This is a genomic window from Wolbachia endosymbiont of Tuta absoluta (assembly GCF_059414725.1).
Window position 1 is genome coordinate 1 of record NZ_JBNRJY010000539.1, and the last position, 652, is coordinate 652.

The following is a 652-nucleotide window of genomic DNA, read 5'->3' on the forward strand; positions in this document are numbered from 1 at the left end:
AGCAGATAAGAAAGATTGCGTTGGGCGGCCTGTTGTTGTGCATTTAGCGGCATGGCTGCGGGTCCTTACTGACATCGTTATTTCTATTTTACTCCAGTGATCGCCAGCTTTTATGGCTGTTTGCCGGAAAAAGTGACATAAATTCGTCGCTTTTTCGCCCTTTTGTTGAAAAAAAGCGCGCTTGAAAAGTTTTTTGCAATTAGGGGTTGCGGCCCGCCGAGAACTCCCTATAATGCGCCTCCACTGACCGGGAACAACGACTGACAAGCCGCCGGGTCAGCGAGAAGACAGCGAAATAAACGCTTGACTCTCCGGGCTAAAAGCGTAATATACGCAGCCCGCGCCGATGAGTTTCTCGGCACTGCTCTTTAACAATTTATCAGACAATCTGTGTGGGCACTCCACAAGACGATATCCAGCATCTTCGGATGCAAAAAAATATCAAGTCTTGAAGAGTGACTAACTGAAGTAAAATTCATGCAGTAAATCTTTGAGCATCGCTTCTCGAGTGGAAGCACATCAAGCTTTTAATTGAAGAGTTTGATCATGGCTCAGATTGAACGCTGGCGGCAGGCTTAACACATGCAAGTCGAGCGGTAGCACAGGGGAGCTTGCTCCCTGGGTGACGAGCGGCGGACGGGTGAGTAATGTC

1 rRNA gene is annotated in these 652 nt (G+C 48.5%); it reads left to right on the plus strand.

The features are described from left to right. Positions 1-528: 528 nt before the first annotated feature. Positions 529-652 (plus strand): 16S ribosomal RNA (locus tag ACJ5GX_RS06050); the annotation flags it as partial.